This window comes from Pontibacter ummariensis, from assembly GCF_900188175.1.
Classification (GTDB): domain Bacteria; phylum Bacteroidota; class Bacteroidia; order Cytophagales; family Hymenobacteraceae; genus Pontibacter; species Pontibacter ummariensis.
Window position 1 is genome coordinate 340028 of record NZ_FZOQ01000003.1, and the last position, 6595, is coordinate 346622.

Below are 6595 nucleotides of genomic sequence, written 5' to 3' on the forward strand. Positions count from 1 at the left end.
ATAAAGCGGCAGCGATCGAGTTATCGCTGCCGCTTTATGTTTTAAAAGGTCAAGTTTAACGGGTAATGTCAGGTGTTGGGGGGAAGCGGGCCATAATGTCTGCTACTACCATATTCAAATACCCTTCGTTCATGTCTGCAGGGTCTACAGTTGCTTCTGACCAGCCCCGCCAGATCAGTTCCTTTGTTACAGGGTCTATCACGTCAACAATGATAGAGCCCACCTGGTAATCACGTATATTCCGGGCGCTGGCGAGGTTCGTGTAGTCATAGCGGTAGCGGTAGCCATACCAGTAGCCATAGCTGGGCGGAAAAGTGTTGTCTTCAACGGCACGTTGCCCGTCGTCTACCCTCACATCATAAGCCAGTAGTACATCGGGTATTTCTTCGCCACCCGTAGGGTTCAGGCCTTCCTTAACCAAAGCACTGGAAACAGCTTCCCTTATGCGGCGGTCCCACAAAGTATTGTAGAAAGGGCCCACCTCTCCCTCAATGGGGGATGGAACTTCCGGCTCTATCCAGGCATAAGTACGAAACTGCCTGTAGTTAATCGACGGGTCAAAAATGTACTCTGTATCAGCCAGCGGGAATCTTGTACAGCTACTTAACGGAAGTAACAGCATGCTAAAGATAAGTAGCGGGAGAGTGCCAAAGGGCCTTAGTTTCTTGTGCTTCATGTACGATAGATTGCTTTGTACAAGGTATACGGGGGAACATGAATGACGATTAGAGGGAGGCAAAACAGAAAGCCATACGTTCATTTGCAACGTATGGCTTTCTCATCTTGGTTAGAGGCGTACCAGCTTAATTGTTCTTGGGAGGATATTCTTCCAGCACTTCTGATATGATCTGGTTAATCGTTTCCTGGCTAATGTTGCCTGTCATGTCCACGACAGCTTCGCCTACCCCGCGCCATACCAGTTCGTTGGTTTCCGCATTTACCAGGTCTACCACCACTGTTCCTTCCTTGTATTGGTTAATGGTACGGTAGGCAGTTGGAAAATTGTTGAAACCATAATTATAGCGATAGCCATACCAATAGCTGTAGCCATAGCCAAAGCCTGGGGCAAAGGCATAATTAGTGTTCACGTTTGTTTCTGTATCAACTGATACATCGTAGGCCACTTTTAAATCTGGATTCGTAGCGTCATAGGTCAGTCCTTCTTGTGCTGACAGCGTCTGCCTGATAGCGGACTTCAGGTATTGATCTAGCAAAGTGTTATAGTTACCGGCGGCTATATCCTGCTCTGCGGCTGGGTTTTCCTGATAAAAGCCGAAGGTCTGAAACTCACTAAAGTTTGCTGTAGGGTCATAGTTTACAGTTTCAGTAACGGCACAGCCTGTTAACAGCATAAAGCAGAAGGCCGATAAGAGTACTGTAATCTTGTTTTTGGTTCGATTCATAGCTTGTTGGTTTATGATTAATATGTACATGTAGTCATGTATACGGAAGAGGTAGCCACATAGGGTACAAGGGGCTTAAGCTTTGGCGAATAAACGACAGTAGGGTGGCAAGCATAAAAAAAGCCTGACCGGAGCGGCCAGGCTTTTCTTTATCGTTAGGTAACCTATCCTACAGCTACCACTTCGTTACTACTTTCATTGTATGCTTCTGTCGGAGCGCAAGAGCAGATCAGGTTACGGTCTCCGTACGCGCTATCGATACGGCTAACTGTTGGCCATACTTTGTTATCGCGTAGGTACGCCATTGGGAATACCGCTTTCTCTCGTGAGTAAGGACGCTCCCAGTTCTCTACCATCACCACCTTGGCTGTGTGCGGTGCATTCTTCAGCACGTTGTTTTTCTGGTCGGCTTTGCCTTCCTCTATCTCACGGATCTCTTCACGGATGGAGATCATCACATCGCAGAATCTATCCAGTTCTTCCTGTGCTTCTGACTCTGTTGGCTCTACCATCAGGGTGCCGGCAACCGGGAACGACACAGTTGGAGCGTGGAAGCCGTAGTCCATCAGGCGCTTGGCGATATCTTCTACCTCCACGCCTGCTTTCTTGAAGCCTCGGCAATCCAGGATCATCTCGTGTGCACAACGTCCGTTCTTACCAACATACAGCACCGGATAGTGTTTCTCCAGGCGGGCCTTAATGTAATTGGCGTTCAGGATAGCCACTTTCGTTGCCTCTGTCAGACCTTCGCCACCCATCATGGCGATATAAGCATAAGAGATCGGCAGGATAGAAGCAGAACCCCAAGGTGCTGCAGAAACCGCATTGATAGCGTTATCTCCGCCAGTCTTCACGACGGCGTGTCCTGGCAGGAACGGTACCAGGTCTGCTACCACACCGATTGGGCCAACACCTGGTCCACCACCACCGTGAGGGATACAGAAGGTTTTGTGCAGGTTCAGGTGGCAAACGTCGGCACCAATAGTAGCCGGAGAAGTCAGGCCTACCTGTGCGTTCATGTTTGCGCCGTCCATGTACACGCGTCCACCGTTATCGTGGATGATCTGGCAAACCTCGATGATGCTCTCCTCATACACGCCATGCGTAGACGGGTAAGTTACCATTAGGCAAGACAACTGGTCTTTGTACTGCTCTGCTTTCGCGCGTAGGTCAGCTACGTCGATGTTACCTTTCTCATCACATTTCACGATCACCACCTTCATGCCGGCCATTACAGCAGAAGCTGGATTGGTACCGTGTGCAGAAGAAGGAATCAGGGACACGTTTCTGTGCCCTTCGCCGCGTGACTCGTGGTAAGCGCGGATCACCATCAGGCCAGCGTACTCGCCCTGTGCACCAGAATTTGGCTGCAGCGATACGCCGTCAAAACCAGTTACCTCGCACAGCCAGCTTTCCAGGTCAGTGAAAATCTGCTTATAGCCTTGTGTCTGGTCAGCAGGGGCAAAAGGATGCAGTTGCCCAATCTCTGGCCAAGTTACCGGAATCATCTCGGCCGTGGCATTCAGCTTCATGGTACAAGACCCTAAAGAGATCATGGAGTGCACAAGTGAAATATCTTTGTTCTCCAGGCGCTTCATGTAACGCAGTATCTCGTGCTCCGAGTGGTGCTCGTTAAACACTTCGTGCGTTAGGTACTCGCTCTTACGAATCAGACTATCAGTCCATGTAACCTCTGTTTCTTCTGGCAGCGTGTCGATATCTAGTACATCCCCAGCTTTACCGGCTACTTTTGCAAACACGGCAAGGATATCTTTCACGTCCTGCAGGTCGGTGTTTTGGTTAAGAGAGATACCGATGTTCGTATTGTTGAAGTAGCGGAAGTTGATGCCGGCAGCCTCTGCCTCTTGGCGGATCGCCTGCTGCAGGTCGGCGCTCTCCACAGCTATCCTCAGCGTGTCGAAGTAGTGTTCGTTCTGCTGCGCAAAGCCCAATGCCTTCAGGCCTTTCTCCAGCTGCTGTGTCAGGGCGTATGTGTTTAGGCCGATATACTTCAGACGGCGTGGACCGTGGTACACGGCATACATACCGGCAATAACGGCTAATAATACCTGAGCCGTACAGATGTTAGAAGTTGCTTTTTCGCGACGGATGTGCTGCTCGCGGGTCTGCAGGGCCATACGGTACGCTTTGTTACCCTCGGCGTCCACTGAAACACCAATGATACGGCCAGGAATCACGCGCTTAAAGGCATCGCGCGTAGCGAAATAGCCGGCGTGTGGGCCACCAAAGCCCATTGGTACACCAAAGCGCTGGGTAGTTCCTACCACGGCATCAGCCCCCATCTCACCCGGAGGTGTTAATAAGGTCAGGGAAAGGATATCGGCCGCAACGGCAACAAGCATATCCTGCGCGTGCGCCTTTGCGATAAAGTCAGTATAATCGAAAATGGCACCATCAGCAGCAGGGTACTGTACGATAGCACCAAAAAGGCTTGTGTCTTCCAGGTTTGCTTCCCGGTGGTCGCCGATCACCAGTTCAATACCAAGTGGCGTAGCCCGTGTAAGCAGGATATCAATTGTCTGTGGCAGCACTTGCTCTGACACGAAGAAGCGGGAGGCGTTTTTGCGGGAGCCTTTGCGCTGTGCATAGAACATAGCCATGGCCTCAGCAGCGGCAGTGCCCTCGTCTAACAAGGAGGCATTGGCGATCTCCATGCCGGTCAGCTCCATTACCATCGTCTGATAATTGATCAGCGCCTCTAGGCGGCCCTGTGCGATCTCGGCCTGGTATGGTGTATAGGCTGTATACCAGCCCGGGTTCTCCATGATGTTGCGAAGGATAACCGGCGGTAGAATAGTATCATTGTAACCAAGGCCGATATACGACTTGTACACCTTGTTCTGCTTGGCGATTTGCGAGAACTTGTTCAGGAAGTCTCTTTCAGAAAGCGCAGCGGGCAAGTTAAGTGGTTTCTTAAGCCGGATAGCGGCAGGTACAGTTTCCTCAATCAGTTGATCCAGCGAGTTTACCCCTATCGTTGTAAGCATGTCCTGCATTTGCTCTTTGTCGGGGCCATTGTGGCGCTCCTTAAACACATCCGCAGGTTTGGTTTTAAATATCATAACGGTTTTTATTGACTGGGAATTATGGGTTTTAAAAGTTGCCGGAAATCAGCGCAACATCGCTGGTTTCATGTTTTTCACAAAAGTAACAGTAATGTTTGGTATATTGAACCATCAGACTTAAATAGTAAGGTATAAGCCTTTTAAGAGCTGTGCAACAAGCTGCTGACACGAGCGGAGGCGTTTAACCACAAGCAGGGCAATCTGTTGCTTTTTCTTGTACCCCTAACAAATCTTATTGTCTAACAATTCAAGAAGGTGACCCTTATGAGTAAGCTTAGAGTCGGGATTATAAAGGAAGGAAAAGTACCTGTGGACAAGCGTGTACCGCTTACCCCGAAGAAGTGTGTGGAGGCACTGCAAAAGTTTCCGGAAATGGAAATCGCGGTACAGCCAAGCGACGTGCGATGCTTCACGGATGAAGAGTATGAGGAACTGGGGATTACCCTGCAACAGGACCTGACAAGCTGTGACGTACTGATGGGGGTGAAGGAAGTACCCTTTGAGCAGCTTATCCCGGACAAGACTTACCTGTTCTTCTCCCACACCATTAAAAAGCAGCCTCATAACGCGAAACTGCTGCGTGCTATTCTAGACAAGAACATCACGCTGATAGACTATGAAACGCTGAAAACAGCAGAAGGGCAGCGAGTAGTAGCCTTTGGTCGTTACGCAGGTATCGTCGGGGCCTATAACGGGATACTGACGTATGGCAAAAAGCACGGCCTGTTTAACCTGAAGCCAGCCTACCTGTGCCATGAAATGGAAGATATGCAGGAGGAGTACTTTAAAGTGAAGTTGCCTCCTATAAAGATTGCCGTTACTGGGGGAGGTCGTGTGGCAGGAGGAGCCATGGAAGTGTTGGATAAGATGGGGATAAAAAAGGTGAGCGTGTTCGATTACCTGTACAAGCAGTTTTCAGAGCCTGTTTATGCGCAGCTGCACACCGGTGATTATAATGCCCGCCCTGATGTGGAGGTGTGGGATTCACCGGATTTCTATGCGAACCCTCATTTATATAAGTCTACCTTCCGGAAGTTTACTCGGGTAACAGATATACTACTAGCCTGCGCCTACTGGGATCCGAAAGCACCTAGGCTCTTTACAGAGGAAGAAACCCGCTATTCAGATTTTAGAATCAACACCATCGCGGATATTACTTGCGACGTGAACGGTTCCATTCCTTGTACCAAACGTGCAACTACTATTCCAGATCCAGTCTATGACTATAACAAGGAGACAGGAGAATTGGAACCACCTTTTACAAGTCCGGACAACATCACCGTGATGGCAGTCGATAATCTTCCCTGCGAACTACCGCGCAATGCTTCCAGGGATTTTGGAAGACTCTTAATTGATAATGTATTCCCGCATTTCTTTAATGGAGATAAGGATGGTGTACTGGAGAGAGGGACCATTGCAAAAGGCGGAAAACTGACCGAGCGCTACAGTTATCTACAAGGGTATGCAGACAGTGCCACAGCAAATAGGAAAGAGGAGCTAGCATAGTAAAGCTTTTCTAGCTTTGACTATTCAATGTTGTTCCTTCTTTCCCTGGCAAAAAGCTCCCGTCGGACAGGCGGGAGCTTTTTCTTTTTTCCTTAGCGAAAGCTCATCAGCTGTTGAACTTCGTGGAGTTGGTCTTAGGTTACCTCCGAGCGGTGGGGGAGACTCCAGCGACTAGGCGGTAAAAGGGGATGGCTGGGTAAAGCAATCCTGCCAAGGAAAAACCCCAGGTCCCGCATTTGCTGTTTTTCTCCAGCGCCGGGGAAAAAGAATCTCCCACTGCCTGAGCCACTTAGCCTTTTGCTAGCGCTGATCTTCCCTTGGGCCTTGCCTCTAGGGAAACTTTGCCTACCTTTGCGCTCCCTTCGGCAGGACAGGGGCAGCGATAACAGGGGCCGTAGCGAGCATTAGCAGGCAAAGGGAAAAAGAGAAAAACCTCTCCCCTGGTGCTTGCAAAACGAAAAACTCTTCTTACCTTTGCAGCCCGCTTCACAAGGAAGGGGAGGCCTGGCACACTTCTTGAATAAAGAAAGAGCTGGTCAAAAAAAATAAAAGAAAAAGCTTGGTGGTTTAGAGAGAAACACCGAACTTTGCAGCCCGCAA

The 6595-nt window shown here is 49.6% G+C and carries 4 protein-coding genes; 1 reads left to right on the forward strand and 3 read right to left on the reverse strand.

The features are described from left to right. Positions 1 to 55: 55 nt before the first annotated feature. From CHB92_RS05530 to gcvP, 3 genes are all read right to left on the reverse strand, one after another. Positions 56 to 676 (reverse strand): DUF4136 domain-containing protein, encoded by a 621-nt coding sequence (locus CHB92_RS05530; protein ID WP_179222962.1) that lies wholly within the window; start codon positions 674 to 676, stop codon positions 56 to 58. A 127-nt stretch (positions 677 to 803) separates the two neighbouring features. Beyond that, entirely contained in the window at positions 804 to 1403 is a 600-nt protein-coding gene (locus CHB92_RS05535; protein WP_179222963.1) for a DUF4136 domain-containing protein, read from the reverse strand. Between the two features lie 164 nt (positions 1404 to 1567). Next, positions 1568 to 4486, reverse strand: coding sequence for an aminomethyl-transferring glycine dehydrogenase (gene gcvP, locus CHB92_RS05540; RefSeq protein ID WP_089318178.1), 2919 nt, complete (start codon positions 4484 to 4486; stop codon positions 1568 to 1570). A gap of 267 nt (positions 4487 to 4753) precedes the next feature. Here gcvP and CHB92_RS05545 point away from each other — a divergent pair, with 267 nt between their 5' ends. Then, the gene (locus CHB92_RS05545) at positions 4754 to 5995 is read left to right on the forward strand and encodes an NAD(P)-dependent oxidoreductase (RefSeq protein ID WP_089318179.1); all 1242 of its coding nucleotides are present in this window, start codon (positions 4754 to 4756) and stop codon (positions 5993 to 5995) included. Positions 5996 to 6595: the final 600 nt, after the last annotated feature.

Bases quoted from the DNA above. Each gene is read 5' to 3' on its own strand.
- CHB92_RS05530 (WP_179222962.1), bottom strand. From the start codon at position 676: ATGAAGCACAAGAAACTAAGGCCCTTTGGCACTCTCCCGCTACTTATC.
- gcvP (WP_089318178.1), bottom strand. From the start codon at position 4,486: ATGATATTTAAAACCAAACCTGCGGATGTGTTTAAGGAGCGCCACAAT.
- CHB92_RS05545 (WP_089318179.1), top strand. From the start codon at position 4,754: ATGAGTAAGCTTAGAGTCGGGATTATAAAGGAAGGAAAAGTACCTGTG.
- CHB92_RS05535 (WP_179222963.1), bottom strand. From the start codon at position 1,403: ATGAATCGAACCAAAAACAAGATTACAGTACTCTTATCGGCCTTCTGC.